The organism is Streptomyces sp. CA2R106 (assembly GCF_037034245.1).
In the GTDB taxonomy this organism is placed as follows: Bacteria; Actinomycetota; Actinomycetes; order Streptomycetales; family Streptomycetaceae; genus Actinacidiphila.
This window is the reverse complement of the sequence record NZ_JBAGKC010000001.1, coordinates 200,821-219,434: the sequence shown is the minus strand read 5'-3', so window position 1 is coordinate 219,434 and position 18,614 is coordinate 200,821. Positions and strand designations below refer to the sequence as shown.

The 18,614-nt window shown below is 73.9% G+C and carries 17 protein-coding genes; 9 read left to right on the top strand and 8 right to left on the bottom strand.

All coding sequences use genetic code 11. The features are described from left to right. Positions 1-8 precede the first annotated feature (8 nt). Positions 9-851: a CPBP family intramembrane glutamic endopeptidase gene (locus WA788_RS00965; protein WP_335970553.1), complete on the bottom strand. Its 843-nt coding sequence runs from the start codon at positions 849-851 to the stop codon at positions 9-11. 235 nt (positions 852-1,086) lie between these two features. Then, a complete protein-coding gene (locus WA788_RS00960) occupies positions 1,087-1,971 on the bottom strand; it encodes a UbiA prenyltransferase family protein (protein WP_335970551.1) in 885 nt (294 codons plus the stop codon). 434 nt (positions 1,972-2,405) lie between these two features. Between WA788_RS00960 and WA788_RS00955 the strand changes: the two genes are divergently transcribed. After that, the gene (locus tag WA788_RS00955; protein WP_335970549.1) at positions 2,406-3,119 is read left to right on the top strand and encodes an SDR family NAD(P)-dependent oxidoreductase; all 714 of its coding nucleotides are present in this window, start codon (positions 2,406-2,408) and stop codon (positions 3,117-3,119) included. A 61-nt stretch (positions 3,120-3,180) separates the two neighbouring features. On the opposite strand, the gene WA788_RS00950 is transcribed toward WA788_RS00955, so the two are convergent. Next, on the bottom strand, positions 3,181-3,882 hold the full coding sequence (locus tag WA788_RS00950; RefSeq protein ID WP_335970547.1) for a response regulator transcription factor: 702 nt from the start codon (positions 3,880-3,882) through the stop codon (positions 3,181-3,183). Beyond that, positions 3,879-4,976: a sensor histidine kinase gene (locus WA788_RS00945; RefSeq protein WP_335970545.1), complete on the bottom strand. Its 1,098-nt coding sequence runs from the start codon at positions 4,974-4,976 to the stop codon at positions 3,879-3,881. Before WA788_RS00945 ends, WA788_RS00950 begins: the two co-directional genes overlap by 4 nt. 346 nt (positions 4,977-5,322) lie before the next feature. Between WA788_RS00945 and WA788_RS00940 the strand changes: the two genes are divergently transcribed. Further along, entirely contained in the window at positions 5,323-5,979 is a 657-nt protein-coding gene (locus WA788_RS00940; RefSeq protein ID WP_335970544.1) for a response regulator transcription factor, read from the top strand. A 131-nt stretch (positions 5,980-6,110) separates the two neighbouring features. Here the strand turns inward: WA788_RS00940 and WA788_RS00935 are convergent, their stop codons facing one another. Beyond that, a complete protein-coding gene (locus WA788_RS00935; RefSeq protein WP_335970541.1) occupies positions 6,111-7,112 on the bottom strand; it encodes an aldo/keto reductase in 1,002 nt (333 codons plus the stop codon). A 282-nt stretch (positions 7,113-7,394) separates the two neighbouring features. On the opposite strand from WA788_RS00935, the gene WA788_RS00930 reads away from it, so the two are divergent. The 4 genes from WA788_RS00930 to WA788_RS00915 all read left to right on the top strand — a co-directional run bounded on the left by WA788_RS00930 (position 7,395) and on the right by WA788_RS00915 (position 12,362). After that, positions 7,395-9,002: an MFS transporter gene (locus WA788_RS00930; protein ID WP_335970540.1), complete on the top strand. Its 1,608-nt coding sequence runs from the start codon at positions 7,395-7,397 to the stop codon at positions 9,000-9,002. Positions 9,003-9,107: 105 nt separating this feature from the next. Beyond that, on the top strand, positions 9,108-9,875 hold the full coding sequence (locus WA788_RS00925; RefSeq protein ID WP_335970539.1) for an SDR family oxidoreductase: 768 nt from the start codon (positions 9,108-9,110) through the stop codon (positions 9,873-9,875). A 79-nt stretch (positions 9,876-9,954) separates the two neighbouring features. Next, on the top strand, positions 9,955-11,433 hold the full coding sequence (locus WA788_RS00920) for an FAD-dependent oxidoreductase (RefSeq protein ID WP_335970537.1): 1,479 nt from the start codon (positions 9,955-9,957) through the stop codon (positions 11,431-11,433). Beyond that, positions 11,433-12,362, top strand: a complete 930-nt coding sequence (locus tag WA788_RS00915; RefSeq protein ID WP_335970535.1) for a helix-turn-helix transcriptional regulator — start codon at positions 11,433-11,435, stop codon at positions 12,360-12,362. The genes WA788_RS00920 and WA788_RS00915 overlap by 1 nt, the downstream gene beginning before the upstream one ends. Here the strand turns inward: WA788_RS00915 and WA788_RS00910 are convergent. The 3 genes from WA788_RS00910 to WA788_RS00900 are packed head-to-tail and all read right to left on the bottom strand — an operon-like array spanning position 12,310 to position 14,562. Further along, complete coding sequence (locus tag WA788_RS00910) at positions 12,310-13,164, bottom strand: SDR family NAD(P)-dependent oxidoreductase (protein ID WP_335970533.1); 855 nt, start codon at positions 13,162-13,164, stop codon at positions 12,310-12,312. The genes WA788_RS00915 and WA788_RS00910 overlap by 53 nt on opposite strands. Next, positions 13,161-13,529, bottom strand: a complete 369-nt coding sequence (locus WA788_RS00905) for a cupin domain-containing protein (RefSeq protein WP_335970531.1) — start codon at positions 13,527-13,529, stop codon at positions 13,161-13,163. Before WA788_RS00905 ends, WA788_RS00910 begins: the two co-directional genes overlap by 4 nt. Continuing rightward, complete coding sequence (locus WA788_RS00900) at positions 13,519-14,562, bottom strand: phosphotriesterase family protein (RefSeq protein WP_335970529.1); 1,044 nt, start codon at positions 14,560-14,562, stop codon at positions 13,519-13,521. Before WA788_RS00900 ends, WA788_RS00905 begins: the two co-directional genes overlap by 11 nt. 266 nt (positions 14,563-14,828) lie before the next feature. Here WA788_RS00900 and WA788_RS00895 point away from each other — a divergent pair, with 266 nt between their 5' ends. Genes WA788_RS00895 through WA788_RS00885 form a run of 3 tightly spaced genes read left to right on the top strand, consistent with a single transcriptional unit; the run spans position 14,829 to position 18,576 of the window. After that, positions 14,829-15,551 carry an SDR family oxidoreductase gene (locus tag WA788_RS00895; protein ID WP_335970527.1) on the top strand — a complete coding sequence of 241 codons (723 nt, stop codon included), beginning with the start codon at positions 14,829-14,831 and terminating at the stop codon, positions 15,549-15,551. Continuing rightward, the gene (locus tag WA788_RS00890) at positions 15,548-16,993 is read left to right on the top strand and encodes an MFS transporter (protein WP_335970525.1); all 1,446 of its coding nucleotides are present in this window, start codon (positions 15,548-15,550) and stop codon (positions 16,991-16,993) included. The genes WA788_RS00895 and WA788_RS00890 overlap by 4 nt, the downstream gene beginning before the upstream one ends. Then, positions 16,990-18,576: an FAD-binding oxidoreductase gene (locus tag WA788_RS00885; RefSeq protein WP_335970523.1), complete on the top strand. Its 1,587-nt coding sequence runs from the start codon at positions 16,990-16,992 to the stop codon at positions 18,574-18,576. The genes WA788_RS00890 and WA788_RS00885 overlap by 4 nt, the downstream gene beginning before the upstream one ends. The last annotated feature ends 38 nt before the right edge of the window (positions 18,577-18,614 follow it).

Sequence of the window (18,614 nt, the reverse complement as noted above, 5' to 3'; positions counted from 1 at the left end):
GACTTGGGTCACCGGGCGACTGTAGCGGCGGCCGGGACGGCGGCGGCGACGCGCCGGCGCGGGGGCAGGACGTGGCCGCGGCGGCGGGCCAGCAGCAGGAAGCCGAGCGTCACCAGCGAGCAGAACACCACGGAGTACAGGCTGCCTTCGGGGCCGAAGGAGCCGCCGGTGACCAGCGCGTGGCCGGACGACGTGGTGGAGTCCAGCAGGCCCTTGCTCGCGCCGTTGCCGGAGGCTTCGGTGCTGAAGACGCCGGACTCGGCGAAGTTCCAGGCGAAGTGCAGGCCGATCGGCACCCACAGCTTGCGGGTCGCTATGTAGGCGGCGCCGAGCATTCCGCCGCCCTCGATCGCGATGGCGACCGCGCCCCACACGGTGGCGTCGGCGTTGGTCAGGTGCTGCGCGCCGAACACCGCGCTGACGGCCACCAGCGCCGTCCAGGTGCCGAAGCGGCCCTCGACGATCCGCAGCAGCACACCGCGGAACATCAGTTCCTCCGTCGCGGCGGCCGCGGCCATGAAGCCGAACAGGCCGACGGCGCCGGTCACGCTGCCGCGGCCGTGCACGTGGTAGTAGCCCATGCCCGCGATGTCGGTGATCACCAGGCCGAACGCCACGGCGCCGATCAGCATGCCGCGGACGAGCCCGCCGGCCGCGCCCTGCCGGGAGACCTCCAGTGACGGCCGGTGCTCGGTCCGCCGCACCACCCAGCCGTAGACGAGCACCGCGAGCACCGCGGTGGCGACGCCGGCGGCGCACCTGGCCGGCCAGGCCCCCTCCACCGCACCGAGGACCTGCCCGCCGGCGAAGGCGACCACCGCCACCGCCCCGAGTTGCCACACCAGCTTCATCGACGCCACCCTCCGATCCCGACCGCGGCGGGTCCACCGCGGTTGACCGGAACGCTACGGAGCGGGCGGGCCGGAATCGTCACCATGAAGTGCGCACTCCCGCGTAGCTCCTGCGGGGGACGGCGACCCCGTCAGCGGCCCGGTGGGGGGCCGTATCCCCTTGACGCGGCGGCCCCGGGCGCGCCGGTGGGGCTCCCCGCGGTCGGCGGGGAGCCCCAGGGCGGCCGGGGCCGGATCAGCCGTGGACCAGGCCGAGGAGGAAGCGGGCCAGCACCAGGAGCTGGACCGCGTACTGGGTGAACATGAAGGCCCGGTAGGGCAGTCGGCGCACCGCTCGGGTCGCGCCGTGGCGGGTGGTGGCGACCAGGACGGCCACCGCCGCACCGCCGAGCAGCAGCACCGCCGCCACCGGTACCAGGCTGGTGGCCCGCAGCAGGCTCGCCGTGAGGAAGCCGGCACCGATCAGGACCGCGTTCACCGCGGTCAGTGCCCGGGTGCGCACCTCGCCCCAGACGATGACGGGGGTCCGGCGGCCGCCGAGCGCGTCGCCCGCGACATCCGAGAGGTCCTTCGCCAGCGCCCCCACGCCCGCCATCCACAGCGACATGGCCACGCCCAGCAGCAGCACCGGCAGGCCCGCGTGCCGGCCCCCCGCGCTCCAGCCGGCCGCGTAGGTGAGCACGCCCAGCCCCAGCACCAGCAGCGCGGTGGTGCTGCCGCGGCGCTTTCCGTGGAAGGGCGGGCCCGAGTAGGCGTAGCCGCACGCCAGGTGCAGCGCCACCAGCGGCAGCAGCACCCGGGCGTCGACCGCGGCCGCGAGCGCCAGCGACAGCACCGACGCGGCGGCGACCAGCGTGGTGGCGACCGGGGCGGGCAGCGCGCCGCGGGCGATCGGCCGGCTGGAGCCGTTGGCCCGGTCCTCGGTCACGTCCATCACGCCGTTGACGACGTAGACGGCCATGGTGGCCAGCGACCAGGCCGCGGCGGCCCACCACAGCCGGCCGTCCGCCGGCCCGCCGGACAGCGCAGCCGCCGCGAAGAAGCGCAGCATGAATACGACCTGGACGGCGGGCCGGGATTCGAGCAGAAAACCGTGCACGTGGTTCGCGAATGCGGCCACGCCGTTTCGCTGCGGGCGAGCCGCTCGAGTCAGTGCGATATCCGTCTGCATGGCTCGGACACTATGCGGGCAACCGGGGCGAATATATTCCTCGTCCGGGACACACGCGGGCGCACTGGAAGGGTTACGGGAAGTTCGCCCAAAGGAGTAGCCCGCACCGGGAACCGCGGTATGTCCGCAGGTCCGGACCAGGTGAGGGCCGGGTGCGGATCGGGTGAAGGACGGGTGAGATCAGGCCGGAAACCCGCTGCCGGACCAGGTGCGTGCCGCTGTGGTGGCAGCGCGCATGTCACTTTCGGGGCATCGGCCCGCCGATTACGGAGCAGCCCCGCCCCGGCGCGCTCCACCGTCGAATAGCGTGGGACCACGCAGGCCGGTGCAGCCCTGCCGGGACGGGCGAACGGCTGCCGGCGCTTCCGGAAAAGGAGATTCCTGTGTCGACATCCCCCCACCCCGTGGCGATAGTGACCGGAGCCGGCCGTGGCGTCGGCGCCGCCGTGGTACGGCGGCTGGCGGCACGGCAGTTCGCGGTGGCGGCGATCGACCTGAAGGAGTCGTGGTGCGTCGGCACCCTCGACGCGATGGTCGAGCACCGGGCGTCGGTACGGGCGTTCGGCGCCGACCTCGGCTTCCTGCACGAGGCGGAGGCCGCGGTGCTGCGCGTGGTGGAAGCCCTGGGCCCGCCCAGCGTGGTGGTCAACCTCCCCCAGCACGTGCGGCCCGCGGGGCAGTTGCGCCCGCTGGAGGAGGAGTCGGACTGGGACGGGGTGATCCGGGCCCGGCTGCGCGCACCCCTGCTGCTCAGCCGGGCGGCGCAGCGCCACCTGGTGGACAGCGGCCGGGGCCGGATCGTGAACGTGGTGCCGCCGCCGTCCACGCGACCGCCGCATGTCACCGAACTGGTCTCCCGGGCCGGGCTGGACGCCATCACCCTGCTGCTCGCCGAGGAGTTGGGTCCCTTCGGGGTGTCGGCGGTCACCGTGGCCGCGGCCGGGCACCGGACCCCGCGCGAGGGTGGCCGGGCCGGCGAGAAGCAGGTCGACGAGCTGGTCGAGGAGCTGGCCGCCGCCGTGGAGTTCCTGGTGTGCGACGCGGAACCCGACGTCACCGGGCGGCGGTTGGACCCGGCGGACTGCGTCGGCCGGTAGTGGTCGCGGAAGAGGTCGCGGAAGAGGTCGCGGAAGAGGTCGCGGAAGCGGCCGCCGTAGCTCAGCGGCGGCCCGTGGGCTCGGCCCCTGCTCCGGCGGCCCGCTGCGGGATCAGCGCCAGCGCCGTGGCCCGGTTGACCGCGTCGATCCGGGAGACGGCCTCCAGCTTGGCGAAGATGTTCCGCAGGTGCCGCTTGACGGTGCCCTCGGTGATGCCGAGGCGGCTGGCGATCTGCCGGTTGCTCAGCGCCTCCGCGACCAGCGTGATGACCTCCAACTCCCGGGTGGAAAGCGCCTCCTGGCCGGTCCGGGGGGCCGCGCCCGGGCGCAGGCTGTCCGGGGAGACGGAGATGGTGACGGTGTTCCGGCCGCCCGCGGACTGCCGGATCGCGGAGACCAGGGTGTGCCGTTCGGCGCCCTTGTGCAGATAGCCGCGCACCCCGAGCGAGAGCAGCTTCTGCACCAGCTGCTGCCCGTCGTACATGCTCAGCACGATGATCCGCAGCCCGGGCTGCTGGGCCAGGAGCCGGCGTACCGTCTCCGGCGGGTCGTTCTCGGGCATCTCGATGTCCAGCAGCAGCACGTCGGGCCGGTGCCGGCCGGCCAGGGCCACCGCCTCGGTGCCGCTGCCGGCCTGTGCGACCACCTCGAACCCGGGCTCGGTGTCCAGCAGTTCGCACAGGGCCTCGCGCAGCAGCACATGGTCGTCGGCGACCAGGATGCGGATCGGGTCCTCGCCGACGGGCTCGCTGACAGTGCTCATGGAGTTGCCTGCTCCTCACGGATGGGGACCCAGATGGTGACCCGGGTGCCGAGGCCCGGGGCGGAGTCGATGTGCAGGGTGCCGCCCACCAGGTCGGCCCGTTCCTGGAGGCTGAGCAGCCCGTTGGTCCGGCCGCCGGAGCGCACGGCACCGACGTCGAAGCCGGTGCCGTTGTCGATGACTTCTGCCTGGATCTCATGCGGGGCGATGTCGATGTGCACCACGATGTTGGGCGCCGCGGCGTGCGTCCAGGCGTTGCGCAGGCACTCGCGGACCATGATGAACAGCTCCTCGGCGACCGGCGCCGGCACCCACTCGTCCAGGCCGCGCACCCATAGCTGCACCGGGGCGCCGGACTCCCCGAGGGAGGCGGCGAACCCTTTCAGCGCGGTCTCCAGCGAGCCCATGACGGCGGGCCGGCGCAGTTCGGTGACGAGTTCCCGGCTGCGGCCGATCGCCTCCAGCAGGGCGTCCTTGGACTGGCGGACGTGCCCGGAGAGCTGCTCGCCGGCGCGCTCGCGCTCGACCTCGTAGAGCTCGATCTTCCGGACCGCGAGGCTCAGCGCGTTGCCGATCTGGTCGTGGATCTCCCGGGCGAGCCGGCGGTGGTCCTGGTCGTGGATCTCCCGCACCCGGTGCAGCAGGAAGGAGTCGTAGCCGATCGAACCGGACTCCAGCCGCAGGCCGACGCCGTTCTGAAGGGCCCGCACGGCCTGGAGCAGCAGCGGCGCGGGGGCGCCCGCCGCGCACTCCTCCAGCGCGGTGAGCGCCAGGTCGGACAGGATCATGCCGGCCCGCACCGAGTGGGTCAGGTGCACGCCCTGCCGGACCCGTTCACTGCCCAGGTCCAGCACCTCGCTGATGTGGGTCTCGGTGACCGTGGCCGTACCCCGGGCGAGGGTTCCCGCGCAGTCGCCGAGGATACGCAGGGCCTGTAACTCGCACTGTTCCCACGCGGCCTGGTCACACGCGAGCGGACTGTTCACCGCCAGCAGCCGGGCTCGGTAACCCGCCACCAACTCCGGTATCCGGGCAGTGAATTGCTCGGCGATTTCGCCGACCGGGCAGCCCTGGTCGGTCTGTTCGTTGTGCACGCTGCTCCCCCTGCCCGTGTCCGATGAAGGCCGGCGTGCATGCCCCTGTTTCGACGCTGAGCTGCGCCCAGCATAGCCGACCCGCTTCTTGCCAACAGGTGGCCCGGCAACCCGCGGTAAGAGTCCGGCGGGGAAACGCGTCCGCCGCCAATACGGGAAATGCCACCAGCGGGAGATCGGCCGCCCACCGGCGAGGCATCGGGCACTGCGCAGAAGGGAGAAGTCACGTTCCTCTTACGGTCAGCGGAGCCTTCCGCGGCAGGCGGGCGGGGTTAGCGTTCCCCTACCCAAGGGCGTCCGCCGGCGCCGACGGACCGGGCACCACTCACCCTGATGAGGAAACCCCATGTCCACTGAGGCTGTGCCGCCGCCGCTGTCCCGCTACCGCACCGTCGTGGTGGCCGACCCGTTCCCCCTTTCGCGTAACGCTCTGGCCGCGCTGCTGCGGCGGTCGGGCAGCGCGGACGTCGTGGTGGAGGTCGGCGACGCCGGTGCGGCGCTGCGCGGGATACGCGAGCGGCGTACCGACCTGCTCGTCACCAACCCCGACCTGACCGCGCCCGGCGACGGCATCGCGCTGTGCGAGCAGGTGAAGGCGCTCGCCCGGCCGGTGTCGGTGCTGGTCTTCTCCGCGTCCAGCGATCCCGGGCTGATGGCCCGCTGCATGATCGCGGGCGCCGACGGCTTCGTGCACCGGTCCGCGGACGCCGGGCAGTTGCTGCACTCCGTGGAGCTGCTCGCCGCCGGCCGCGGCGCCTGGTACCTCGGCCCGGACCGCGGTGACCGGCCGCCGCAGGCGCTGCTCCAGGCGTACGAGCCGCAGCTCGACGTACGGCTGACCGCCCGCGAGCAGGAGGTGCTGGGCCTGCTGCTGGCGCGCCGCTCCAACGACGAGATCGCCGCCGAACTGCACCTGGCCCGGCAGACGGTCAAGAACCACGTGAGCAACGTGCTGGGCAAGCTGGGCGTGGCGAACCGGCGCGAGCTGCTCGCCATGAGCTGACCGGCCGCCCGCTTGACCGGCCGACCGGCCGACCGGCTGACCGGCTGACCAGGCGCCCCGTTTGACCGCTTGACCGGCCGCCCGCCGGACCGGCCCCGGGTGGGCGGGCCCGCAGGCAGCCGGACCTGCGGTCAGTCCTGCTCCACCGTGGCCAGCAGGTGCGGGGGGAAGCGCTCCCCGGCGAACGCGCCGACCGGCAGCAGCTCCTCGATCCGGGCCAGTTGGGCCGCGTCGAGCACGACCTCGGCCGCCGCCGCGTTCACCGCCATGTGGTCCTGGCACTTGGCGCCCGGGATGGGTACGACGTCCTGCGCCCGCAGCCAGGCCAGCGCGAGTTGGGGCAGCGTGCAGCCGAACTCCCCCGCGAGCGCGGCGAGTTTTCCGACCAGTTCGCGGTTGGTCCCGAGGTTCTCCGCGCTGAACCGGGGCAGCCCGCTGCGCATGTCGCCGTCGGTCAGGTCGGCCCGCGAGGTGACCTCGCCGGAGAGCAGACCGCGGCTGAAGGGGCTGTAGGCGACGAACCCGATGCCCAACTCCCGTGCCGTCGGCAGCACCTGGCGCTCCGGGTCGCGGCTGGCCAGGGAGTACTCGCTCTGCACCGCGGTGATCGGGTGGACCGCGTGCCCGCGCTTGACCGTGGCCGCACCGGCCTCGGACAGCCCCAGGTAGCGCACCTTGCCGGCCCGCACCAGCTCGGCCATCGCGCCCACCGACTCCTCCACGGGCACCTGCGGGTCGATCCGGTGCAGGTAGTACAGGTCGACGCGGTCGGTCCGCAGCCGGCGCAGGCTCTCCTCGATGTCCCGCCGGATCTGCTCGGGGCGGCCGTCCACCCGCACCCCGTCGGCGGTGCGCACCAGGCCGCACTTGGTGGCCAGCACCACCCGCTCGCGCCGCCCGCCGGCCAGCGCCTTGCCGACGATCTCCTCGCTGCGTCCGGCGCCGTACATCGCGGCCGTGTCCAGGAAGTCCATGCCCAGGTCCAGGGCGCCGTGGATGGTGCGGATCGACTCGGCCTCGTCCGTGCGGCCGTAGAACTCCGCCATGCCCATGCAGCCGAGTCCGACCGCGGAGACCTCAAGGACGCCGCCGAGCATGGCGCGGGGCAGTCGTCGTGACGACGTGTCGGTCATTTCTCCTCCTCGTGCTTCCGCTGGGGCTCCCATCCTGGCGCCGTACGCGGCGGCGGGCGTGGTGCCGCTGATGCCAGCACATGTGCCACCCCGGCCGGGCGGAATCCGGTACCCCCGGTAGCTGGCGCGCCGGCACCGGGGTACTCCTCCGCCCGGCCTGCGGGATTACCCGAAAGTGGTATCCGGGGGTATCCGAAGCGGAATTCACCCCGGGGCGCCGCGCTCCTAGGGTCGAAACACGATGCGAATTCACCGCACGAGTCTCTTTCCGAGGGGAAGTCGATGAAAGCCACATCGGCACCGGCACGGCACCCGGCCGTCATCCTGGTCACAGTGGTGCTGGCCTGCCTGCTTCTGCCCATCTCGCTGACCGGTGCTTCGGTGGCGATGCCAGGAGTGGCCGCGGATTTCCACAACAGCCTGGCCTCCAACCAGTGGATCGTGAACGGCTACGACCTCACGTTCGCCAGCTTCATGCTCGCCAGCGGCGCGTTCGCCGACCGGTTCGGCCGGCGGCGGGTCTTCCTGGTGGGCAGCGCCGTGTTCGCGTTCTGCTCGCTGCTGTCCGCGCTGGCCGGCGGCATCCTCATGCTCGACCTGGCCCGGGCCGTGGCCGGGATCGGCGCGGGCGCCGTGCTCACCTCCGGCAGCGCGGTGCTGGCCAACACCTTCGACGGCCCGGCCCGGGCCCGGGCGTTCGCCGTCTTCGGCACCACGGTCGGCATCGGGCAGGCGTTCGGGCCGTTCGTGTCCGGGGTGCTGTCCACCACGCTCGGCTGGCGGGCGGTCTTCCTGCTGCCCGCGATCGTCGGGGCCGGCGTGGTGGCGCTGGCCACCCTGCTGCCGGAGTCCCGCGACCCGGAGTCCACCCGGGTGGACTGGGCGGGCACCTTCACCCTCACCGGCGCGCTCGCGACCTTGATCGCGGCGCTGCTGGAGGGGCCGCAGTGGGGCTGGGCGTCGGCGTTCAACCTCGCCGCGTACGTGGTGTGCGTGCTGCTGTTCACCGCGTTCGTGGTGGTCGAGACGCGGCAGCGGCGGCCGATGGCCGACCTGTCGCTGCTGCGGCAGCCGCGGTTCGCGTCGCTGTGCGTGGCGACGGTCGCGATGGTCGCGGGCTTCACGCCGCTGCTGGTCTACCTGCCGAGCTACCTGACCGCCGTCAACGGCCAGACCACCATGCACGCCGGTGTGGACCTGCTGATGCTCACCGTGCCCACCGTCTTCATGCCGCTGGTCGCCGGCGCGCTGCTGCGGTGGATCGAGATCCGGCACCTGGTCACGGTCTCGGTCGGACTGCCCGCGCTGGGCGTGGCCTGGCTGACGGTGCTGCACCCGGGGATCGGCAACTGGGCGGTGCTCGGCCCGTACGCGCTGATCGGGATCGGGGTCGGGATCGCCTTCGGCGTGCAGGACGGCGCCGCGGTCTCCGCGGTGCACCCGGACCGGGCCGGGATGGCCGCCGGGATGTTCAACACGATGCGGCTGGGCGGTGAGGCGGTGGCCATCGCGGTGACCGGCACCCTCCTGGTCACCACCACCCGGATGCGGCTGGGCGGCAGCCTGGACGGCTTCACCGGCACGTACGGGCACCGGCCGGCCGCGCTGGCCGCCGTACTGAACCAGGGGCAGTTGGACGGTCCGGTGCGCAGCGTGCCGCCGTCGGCGCGCGGGGCGTTCCGGCAGGTCGCCGTCGACTCGTACACCGGCGGTCTGCACACGGTGATGTGGGTCATGGCCGGGTTCTGCGCGGCGGCCACGGTGCTGGTCGCGGTCGTCGGGTCCAGGACCCGGGAGCAGGCGGCGGTTCCGGCCGAGGCGGCCGTGCGCATCCCGGAGAGCGCCGAGGCCGCGCAGGCCGCCGCGCTCCCCGAGGCGGCCCGCACCTGACACCGCAGGGCCCCGGCCGGCCCGCACCGCACCGTTCCCCCCCAGCTCCCGTTCCCCCAGCCCCGGCGCGCCACCCGGCGCTCCCGACCAGGAAGGCGAAGGACCGTGAACCACGACGGCACCCGATTTCGCGGGCGGACCGCGCTCGTCACCGGAGCCAGCCGCGGCATCGGCCGCGCGGTGGCCGAACGGCTGGTCGCCGAGGGCGCCCGGGTGTGCCTGACCGGCCGCCGCGAGGACGCCCTGAAGCAGGCGGTCGAGGAACTGGGCGGCCCCGCCCACGCCTTGGCGGTCAGCGGGCACACCGGCGACCCCGACCACCAGGCCGAGGCCGTGGCCCGCACCCTCGACACGTTCGGGCGGCTGGACGTCCTGGTCAACAACACCGGCGTGAACCCGGTGTTCGGCCCGGTGCTCGACCTGCCGCCGGACGCGCTGCGGAAGGTCTTCGAGGTCAACGTGCTGGCCGCGGTGGGCTGGACGGCCCGGGCCCGGGACGCGTGGATGGGCGCGCACGGCGGCGCCGTGGTGAACATGACCGCGGTCGCCGGGATGCGGCCCGCCACCGGCATCGGCGCCTACGGTGCCAGCAAGGCCGCGCTCATCCACCTGACCGCGCAGCTCGCCCAGGAGGTCGGGCCGCGGATACGGGTCAACGCCGTCGCCCCCGCCGTGGTCAGGACCCGCTTCGCGGCCAAGCTCTACGAGGACCGCGAGGAGAGCGTCGCGGCCGGCTACGCGCTGGGCCGGCTGGGCGTGCCCGAGGACATCGCCGCCGCGGTGGCCTACCTGGCGTCCTCCGACGCCGACTGGGTCACCGGGCAGACCCTCGCCGTGGACGGCGGCCTGATCAGCACCGGCGGCGGGATCTGACAGCGCGTCACCCCGCTCGCCGGCGGATCGGCAACAGCACAGCACACAGGAGACAGCGCAGGAAACGGAGAGGATGGCCATGTCCCAACCACCCGTCGCGATCGTGGGGGCCGGACCGGTCGGGCTCACCCTCGGCTGCGAACTGCTGCAGCGCGGGGTCCCGGTCAGGCTGCTGGAACGCGTCGACCGGCCGCACCCGCACGCCAAGGCCATCATCGTGTGGCCGCGCGGCCTGGAGGCGCTCGGCCGGGTCGGCGCCGCGGACGAGGTGGCGCGCCTGGGCCACGTCATCCGGGCGCAGAACTACCACTCGGGGCCGCGCCGCCTGGCCCGTACCCGCTTCGACAAGCTGCGCGGCACCCGCTACCCGTACGCGCTGTCCATCCCGCAGGAGCAGACCGAGCAGGTGCTGCGGAAGCGGTTCCGGGCGCTCGGCGGCACGATCGAGTTCGGGGTGCGGCTGGAGGACTTCCGGCAGCACGCCGACGGCGTCGAGCTGGCGCTGAGCACCCCACAGGGCGCCCGCGGCGCCGAGTGCTCCTGGCTCGTCGGCTGCGACGGCGCGCACAGCACCGTGCGCGACCGGCTCGGTGTGCCCTTCACCGGGGCGTCCTACCCGCAGCAGTTCCTGCTCACCGACGGCGAGTGGCGCACGAGCCTCGCGCACGACGAGGCGCACTACTTCATGACGCCCGCCGGGGTGCTGGTCGTGGTCGGCCTGCCGGGCGGGCTGTACCGGGCGTTCGTCAGCGTCGCCCCGGACGCCGAGGTGGCCGACCCGGCCGAGGTGGTGCGCCAGGCCGCCGCCGAGCGCTGCCCGGTGCCGTTCGACCTGGCCGGCGAGGGCCGCACCGGGGTCTTCCGGGTGCACCGGAAGATGGCCGAGCGGTGGCGGGTGGGGCGGGTGCTGCTGGCCGGCGACGCCGCGCACATCCACAGCCCGGCCGGCGGCCAGGGCCTCAACACCGGCCTGGAGGACGTCTCCGCGCTGGCCTGGCGGCTCGCCCCGGTCGTCCTCGGCGCCGCACCCCAGCGGTGCCTGGACGACTGGGAGCGCGAGCGGCTGCACGTGGCGCGCGGTGTGGTGCGCGACACCGACCAGCAGACCCGGCTGTGGATGCTGACCGGCTGGAAGGCCGCGGTGCGCGACACGCTGCTGCGCGGTGCGCAGCACGCCGGGCTGCTGGACCGGGTGGTGGTGCCGCGGCAGGCGCAGCTCACCCTGACCTATCCCGGCGCCGGGCGGCGCTCGGGGCGGATCACCGAGGGCGGGCGGCTGCCCGACCTGCCGCTGCCGCAGGGCGGCTGGCTGCATGACGTGCTCGGCGGCGAGGGCGACACCGTGCTGCTCTTCGGCGGCGGCGCCCCCGCGCCGGCCGCCTCCGCCGGCGGGGCCCCCGCGGTGCGGGCGGTCGAGTCGCCGCGGCTGCGCTCGGCGCTGCGGATACGATCCGGGACGGCCGTACGGGTTCGGCCGGACGCCGTGGTGACGCGCGTCGGCCGGTCCGCCGAGGACCTGCTGGGGGCCGCCGACGGAGCCGGACAGGAAGTGACGTGATGGACCACCCGCGACAGACGGACCTCCAGGAGCAGCAGCGCAGGGAGCTCGCCGGTTTCCTGCGCAGCCGGCGGGAGGCGCTGACCCCGCAGGAGGCCGGGGTGCCGCAGCCGTTCGGCCGGCGCCGCGCCAAGGGGCTGCGGCGGGAGGAGCTGGCCGCGCTCGCCGGGGTCAGCCTCACCTGGTACACGTGGCTGGAGCAGGCCCGCCGGATCAAGGTCTCCCGGCAGGTGCTGGCCAGCCTCGCCCGGGCCCTGAAGCTCGACCCGGTGGAGACCGACTACCTCTTCCGGCTGGCCGGTCAGCTGCCCCAGCCCGGCCCGGAGCAGCATGTGCGGGACGCCCGCGAACTGCCGGGCACCTACCTGGCGCTGCTGCGCCTGCTCGACCCGCTGCCCGCGCTGATCACCAACCAGCGTTTCGACGTGCTGGCGTGGAACGAGGGCCTGTGCGTGCTCTTCCCCTGGTTCGAGACGCTGCCGCCCGAGGAGCGGAACGTCCTGCTGATGACGTTCGACCCGCGCACCCAGGACCTGTACCCGGAGTGGGAGGACCACGCGCTGCACACGGTGGCCCTGTTCCGGGCGCAGGCCGCCGACCGCCTGGTGCAGCCGTCCTTCACCCGGCTGGTCGCCGAACTGGCGGAGCGCAGCGAGCTGTTCCGCACCCTGTGGCAGGGCATGGGCGTGGAGACCGCGCACCCGGACCGGCGGCGCTTCGACCACCCGGTGCTGGGCCGGATCGAGCTGGACTACGTCAAGCTGCACCTGGGCGACATCCAGGCGACGCTGGTGACGCACCTGCCCATCGCCCAGGAACGGGTGCTGGTGCAGCTCGGTGCGATGGTCGACGAGCGGCAGCGCGCCGGCGCCGCGGTCACCACACCGCCGCTTCCACTCCTTCCACACGGGACAGCAGGTTCGAGGTGAGGTCGGCCAGCCGCTGCTGGAAGCCCTTGTCGTAGGCGCGGCTGTGCGCCCGGGCGGTGGAAGTGCCGTTGAAGAACAGCCCGGTACGGCCGCGCTGCCCGGCGCGCACCGCGGTGAGCACCGCGCTAACGCCCTCGTCGACGCTCGTCCAGGGGGTGATCCCCGAGTCGTGGGTCATCGCGGTGTCCATGTAGGTCGCCGGGTGGCAGACGTTGACCTGGATGCCGTCGCGGCCGTACTGCTCGGCGGTGGCGAAGGTGAAGGCGGCCAGCGCGAACTTGCTGCGGGTGTACGCCTCCGAGCCGCTGTAGCCGTGGGTGAACTGCGGGTCGTCCAGCGGCAGCGGGGACTGGCCCACGGAGCCGATGTTGAGCACCTGGGCGCGGCCGGCGGCGCGCAGCGGGGCCCGCAGCATCCGGGTGAGCACCACCGGGGCCAGGTAGTTGACGGCGAGCCGCAGCTCGTAGCCGTCCGCGCTCAGCTCCCGGCGGCGCTGGTCGGCGCCGAAGCCGACGCCGGCGTTGTTGACCACCAGCTCCAGGCTGGGGTGGTCGGCGGCCACCCGCTGGGCCAGCTCGGCGCACTCGCGCAGCGAGGCGAGGTCGGCGAGGTAGGGGTGGGCGCGGTGGCCCGCGGCGCGCAGCTCGGCGACGACCGCGTCGGTGCGGCGCGCGTCGCGGCCGTGCACCAGTACGGTCCAGCCGCGCTCGGCCAGGGCCCGCGCGACGGCGGTGCCGAGTCCTGAGGTGGCGCCGGTCACCAGGGCGGGGCCGGCGGGGGGTTCGAAGTGCTCGTCGCTCACGGCGCGCTTCCTTCCGGTCGCTGCGCCTCGCGCAGCTCGATGGCGACCATCACCAGGGGCTGGTCGGAGAGATTGCGGACATAGTGGCGCAGCGGCAGGGCCGACGCGTCGTTGTGCACGACCTGACCACTCATCAGGGTGCCGGTCTTGATCCGGTTGTCGTGCTCGTCGAGCGACTCGACGTACGCACCGGAGAGCACCACGGTGACCCAGGGGTGCCGGTGGGTGTGCAGGGGGCGGCGCTCGCCGGGCGGCACGTGCTCCACCCAGCACTTGACGTGCTCCTCGTCGACGAGGAGGTCGGTGCCCAGGCTCAGCCACGGCTCGTCGCCCGCGGCCGGGTGCGCGACGGCCTCAGACGGCATGGCGCACCTCCTGCGCGGCGGCCCGCACCGGGCTGCGCAGCAGCAGCCGCCGCGGGTTGTCGACCAGCAGGGTGGCGACCGCGGCCTCGTCCATGCCGGGTTCCTGGACGAGCTTGGGCAGCACCCGCTCGAACAGGTGGGTGTAGCTCCAGTCCGGCCACATCTCCTGGCGCTGCGCCAGAGTGACGTAGTCGATGTGCACCGCGTAGTCCTGGGAGACCAGCAGCTGGGCGAGGTGGCCGGCGCGGGCGAGCGCGGCCAGGGTCTCGTTGCGCTGCTCGTCGGGGGCGAACGGGACCATGCCGTACCGGTCGTAGCCGAGCATGCAGCCGGTGTCGGCGAGCGCGCGCAGGTAGCCGAGGTCCGGGGAGTCGCCGGCGTGCGCGATCACCACCCGCTCGGGGTCGACGCCCTCGCGCGCCAGCAGCCGGACCAGGTCGACGCCGTTGCCCTCGAACGGGTTGGAGTGGACCACGACGGGCACGCCGGTACGGCGGTGCACCTCGGCGACGACCGCCGCCATCCGGTGGTCGTGGGCGGCGAGTTCGGCGTTCTCGCAGGCGAACTTGACCAGCCCGGCGCGCACTCCGGTGTCGCCGATGCCGTCGGTGATGTCCCCGGTCAGCAGCTCGACGAGCGGGTCCTCGGACTCCAGGTCGGTGCCCGGGCCGCGGAACCGCGCGAACAGCGGCACCCCGTCCAGGCTGTACACGCCGGTGGCGAGGACCACGTTGAGCGGGGTCTGCGCGGCCACGCGCAGCACCAGGTCGAGGTCGCGGCCCTGGCCGATGACCGTCATGTCCACCAGGGTGCGCACCCCGGCGTCGTAGGCGCGCTGCAACTGGGCGACGGCGCTGCGCACGCCGCCGGCCGCGTCCCACAGCGCGGGGTAGTTGGTCTGGAACTCCTGGCTGAGCACGAACATGTGCTCGTGCGAGAGCGTCACTCCGAGGCTGTCCGCCGGAACCGGTCCGCGAACGGTGTCGACGGTGGTGCCGGGGGCGCCTTCGGGGCGGGGAAATGCTGTCGTCATCCCGAGCCTCCTTCTCCGGGCCTGATTTCCGGCTTTCGGGTAAAGCCGATGCTTCATCATCGGCACCCCGCCGAGGCGGAGTCGAGGCCGGTGGCTGGTGCTCCGACCACCAGATGGGGGGGTCCGCCGCGAAGGTGGTGGTGAATCAACCAGTACAAGGAATTGCCTTCCTGGGGGATTCCGGCGGGCGGCAGTCTGAGGGCGCAAGGCCGGCGGGAGACGCGTCCGACGACCGCCGGGCAGCCACGTCACGATGGAGATGAACCATGCCTTCGAATTCCCTCTCCGGTACCCGCGTCGTCGTCATCGGCGGCAGCTCCGGCATCGGCAAGGCCGTCGCCCGCCAGGCCGCCGAGGCCGGCGCCGAGGTCACCATCGCCTCCCGCTCCCAGGACAAGCTGGAGCAGGCGGCGAAGGAGATCGGCGGCCAGGTGCGGACCGCGGTCGTCGACGTCACCGACGAGGAGAGCCTGCGCGCCTTCTTCGCCGGCGTCGACGCCCTGGACCACCTGGTGGTGTGCCCCGGCGACATGGCCACCGGCTCCGTCTACGAGGTCACCGCCGAGGACATCCGGCGCTGCCTCGACACCAAGATCGTCGGCCAGCTGCTCAGCGTCCGGCACGCCGGGCCGAAGCTCGCGGCGACCGGTTCGATCGTGCTGATCTCCGGCGGCGCCGGCTTCAAGGCGTACCCGGGCCTGACCGTCACCGCCGCGGCCAACGCGGGCATCGGCGCCATGGGCCAGTCGATGGCGCTGGAGCTGGCGCCGATCCGGGTCAACGTGGTGGTGGCCGGGTTGATCGACACCCCGCTGTGGTCGGGTCTGCCCGACGAGGCCCGCGAGGGCCTGTTCAAGTCCACCGCGGAGGCCACCCCGGTGGGCCGCGTCGGGCAGCCGGACGACGTCGCGTCCGCGGTGCTCCAGGCGCTGGAGAACACCTTCGTCAACGGCTCGCTGATCCACGTCAACGGCGGCGGGCTGCTGTGACCGGCGGCAGCGGGGCCGGGGCCGGTGCGGACGCGCCGGCCCCGGCCCGGCCCGGCCCGGCGCCCGGGGCCCCCGCCGCGGCGGCCACCGCGGCGGGGGCCGGGCCCGCCGTCTTCCACGGCCCGCGCAGCGCCCGCATCCTGGCCCTGGCCGTGGCCTGCGGGCTGTGCGTGGCCAACCTGTACTACATCCAGCCGATCCTGCCCAGCATGGCGGCCGCCCTGCACCGCACCCCGCAGTCGCTGACCCCGGCGGTGTCCTGCACCCAACTCGGCTACGCGCTCGGCCTGTTCGCCCTGGTGCCGCTGGGCGACGCGCTGGACCGGCGGCGGCTGCTGACGGTACTGCTCACCGCGACCGCGGCGGTGCTCGCGCTGATCCCGCTGGCCTCCGGCGCCTGGCTGTTCGGCCTGTTCTTCCTGCTCGGCCTGGTCACCGTCTCCGCGATGGTGATCGTGCCGCAGGCGGCCGACATGGCGCACCCCGAGCAGCGCGGCCAGGTGGTGGGCACTGTGATGACCGGGCTCATCCTGGGCACCCTGCTGTGCCGTACGCTCGCCGGCTCGCTCACCCAGCTGCTGGACTGGCGCGCGGTGTACTGGCTGGCGGCGGTGTTCATGGTGGGCACCTGCCTGCTGGTGCGGGCGGTGCTGCCCGGCCGCCCGCCCGCCGCACCGGACACGGCGGACACGGCGGCCGCGACGGCCGCAGCGAACGCAGCGAACGCAGCGAACGCAGCGAACACACCGCACACGCCGGCCGCGACGAGCACGGGGAGCACCGCGGCCGCGCTCCGGGACTACGCCCGCCTGCTGGCCTCGCTCGGCCCGCTGGTCCGCGGCAACCCGCTGCTGGTGCGGCGCTCCCTGCTCGGCGCCCTCGGCTTCGCCGCCTTCAACCTGCTGTGGACCGCGCTGCCGCTGCGCCTGACCCAGTCCCCGTACCACTTCGGGGCGAGCGCCATCGGCGCGCTCGGGCTGGTCGGCGCGGCCGGGGCGCTGGGCGCCTCACTCGCCGGCCGGCTGGCCGACCGGGGCCGGCAGACCGCGGTGACGCTGGGCGCGTTCGCCCTGATCGCGGTCTCGTTCGCGGTCAGCTCCGGCAGCTCGGGCACCTTGCTGGTCCTGGTCACGGCGATCCTGCTGATCGACTTCGCCGTGCAGGGCGCGCACATCACCAACCAGGCGACCGTCTTCGGCGCCGCCGGCGCCGGCGAGCGCAGCCGCATCACGACCGTCTACATGACCGCCTACTTCCTCGGCGGCGCCGCCGGTTCCGCCGCCGCGGGCGCTGTCTGGCCGCACGGCGGCTGGCCGGCCGTGGCCCGCACCGGGGTGCTGGCCGCCGCCGCGGCACTGCTGCTCTCGGGCGTGCTGGCGCTGCGCGAGTCCGCCCGTACCCGTACCCGTACGCTTCCCACCAGCCCCAAGGACATGCCATGACCGCAGTCGCGGGCGCCGCCCCCGCCGAGCACGGGACATCCCGCTCCCGGACACCGGCCCGAATACCCACCCGGATACCCGCCGTCACCCCGGCGGACGACCGCTACCCGCACCTCGCCGCGCGCGGCCGCAACACCCGCTTCGCCGGCCGCCCCCAGGAGATCCACCTGCCCACCTCCGCCGCCGAGGTGGCCGCCGTGGTGCAAGCCGCCGTCGACGGCGGGCGCCGGCTCGCGGTGCGCAGCGGAGGCCACTGCCTGGAGAACCTGGTCGACGGCCCGGCGGTGCAGAGCCTGGTCGACCTGTCCGCGCTCCAGGAGATCCGCTACGACGCCGCGCACCGGGCGTTCTCCGTGCAGGCCGGCGCCCAGCTCGGCCCCACCTACCGTGCGCTGTACCTCGGTTGGGGCGCCGCGCTGCCGGCGGGCACCTGCCCCTCGGTCGGCCTGGGCGGCTACGTCCAGGGCGCCGGCTTCGGCCCGATGTGCCGCTCGCACGGCCTGATCGTGGACCACCTGTACGGCATCGAGGTCGTCACGGTGGACGCCGACCGCCGGGCCCGTACGGTGCTGGCCACCCGCCGCCCCGACGACCCGCACCGCGAGCTGTGGTGGGCGCACACCGGGGCGGGCGGCGGGAACTTCGGCGTGGTGACCCGCTACCTGTTCCGCTCGCCCGACGACGCCGACTTCCCGCGCGGCCCGTCCGCCGAGGCGTCCGCGCTGCCCCGCCCGCCGCGCTCGGTGCTGACCGTCGCCTTGGAGTGGCCCTGGGAGGGCCTGGGCGAGGCCGACTTCAGCCGGATCGTGCGCAACCACGGCGCCTGGCACGCCCACGACGAGGCGGCCGGCGACGGGGGTTACGACACCCTGTACAGCGGGCTCTACCTCAACCAGCGCAGCGTCGGCCAGGTGGTGCTCACCGCGCAGATCGACGGTTCGCTGCCGGACGCCGACCAGCGGCTGCGCGCCTACGTGGCGGCGGTCGGCGACGGGGTCCGGGCGCCGTACCGGCTCCGCTACCAGCAGCTGCCCTGGCTGGACTCGGTGCAGCGGGACGTGGAGAACCGCGGCGCCGCCACCCGTTCCAAGAGCAAGGGCGCCTACCTGCGGCGGCCCTACGACGCGGAGCAGATCGCCACGCTGTGGCGCCACCTGTCCGAACCGGGCTACCAGGGCCACACCGTGGCGCTGCTGTTCTCCTACGGCCGGGCGGTCAACCGGGTGGCACCGCAGGCCACCGCGGCCGCGCAGCGCGACTCCATCCTCAAGGCGTACCTGGGCACCTACTGGGAGGACCCGCGGGAGGACGAGCACCACGTGGCCCGCATCCGGGAGTTCTACGCGCAGTTGTACGCGGCGACCGGCGGGGTGCCCGCGCCGGACACCGCCACCGACGGCAGCTACATCAACTACCCGGACGCCGACCTCGCCGACCCGCGCTGGAACACCTCGGGCACCCCCTGGCACGCGCTGTACTTCAAGGACGGCTACCCGCGCCTCCAGCAGGTCAAGCGGCAGTGGGACCCGCACGACGTCTTCCGGCACGCCCTTTCGGTCCGGCCGCCTGCGCCCGCGGAGTGAGCGGGACTGCCTCCTTGGGTCCAGGGCCTCCCGCTTAG

Excerpts from the sequence above, each read along its gene's own strand:
- WA788_RS00965 (WP_335970553.1), bottom strand. The coding sequence starts at position 851 with ATGAAGCTGGTGTGGCAACTCGGGGCGGTGGCGGTGGTCGCCTTCGCC.
- WA788_RS00950 (WP_335970547.1), bottom strand. The coding sequence starts at position 3,882 with ATGAGCACTGTCAGCGAGCCCGTCGGCGAGGACCCGATCCGCATCCTG.
- WA788_RS00940 (WP_335970544.1), top strand. The coding sequence starts at position 5,323 with ATGTCCACTGAGGCTGTGCCGCCGCCGCTGTCCCGCTACCGCACCGTC.
- WA788_RS00935 (WP_335970541.1), bottom strand. The coding sequence starts at position 7,112 with ATGACCGACACGTCGTCACGACGACTGCCCCGCGCCATGCTCGGCGGC.
- WA788_RS00930 (WP_335970540.1), top strand. The coding sequence starts at position 7,395 with ATGAAAGCCACATCGGCACCGGCACGGCACCCGGCCGTCATCCTGGTC.
- WA788_RS00920 (WP_335970537.1), top strand. The coding sequence starts at position 9,955 with ATGTCCCAACCACCCGTCGCGATCGTGGGGGCCGGACCGGTCGGGCTC.
- WA788_RS00915 (WP_335970535.1), top strand. The coding sequence starts at position 11,433 with ATGGACCACCCGCGACAGACGGACCTCCAGGAGCAGCAGCGCAGGGAG.
- WA788_RS00905 (WP_335970531.1), bottom strand. The coding sequence starts at position 13,529 with ATGCCGTCTGAGGCCGTCGCGCACCCGGCCGCGGGCGACGAGCCGTGG.
- WA788_RS00900 (WP_335970529.1), bottom strand. The coding sequence starts at position 14,562 with ATGACGACAGCATTTCCCCGCCCCGAAGGCGCCCCCGGCACCACCGTC.
- WA788_RS00895 (WP_335970527.1), top strand. The coding sequence starts at position 14,829 with ATGCCTTCGAATTCCCTCTCCGGTACCCGCGTCGTCGTCATCGGCGGC.
- WA788_RS00885 (WP_335970523.1), top strand. The coding sequence starts at position 16,990 with ATGACCGCAGTCGCGGGCGCCGCCCCCGCCGAGCACGGGACATCCCGC.